Origin of the sequence: Extibacter sp. GGCC_0201 (assembly GCF_017566055.1) — a bacterium.
Classification (GTDB): Bacteria; Bacillota; Clostridia; order Lachnospirales; family Lachnospiraceae; genus Extibacter.
Genome location: NZ_JABFCH010000119.1, coordinates 1 through 228, shown reverse-complemented (window position 1 = coordinate 228; position 228 = coordinate 1). Strand labels below are relative to the sequence as shown.

Genomic DNA, 228 nt, shown 5'->3' with positions numbered 1-228 from the left:
AAATTAATAGCAATAAGAACCGGTTCTTATTTATTGCAATCTTTTCCGGTATGCCGAGGTATTTTCCCCCGTCATATTCTTAAAGAAGCGGCTGAAAGTACCCACACTTTCAAAACCCAAAATCACCGATATTTCTTTGATGCTATGCGAGGTATGCAGCAACAGCCGTTTCGCTTCGGTCACCACTCGTTCTTGTATAATCTTCAAAGGGGAAGGCATACCGTATGC

1 protein-coding gene is annotated in these 228 nt (G+C 42.1%); it reads right to left on the bottom strand.

The annotated features are described in order from the left end of the window. Positions 1–30: 30 nt before the first annotated feature. A partial coding sequence (locus tag HJV72_RS18950; protein ID WP_208073415.1) for a helix-turn-helix domain-containing protein occupies positions 31–228 on the bottom strand: 198 nt, incomplete at its 5' end.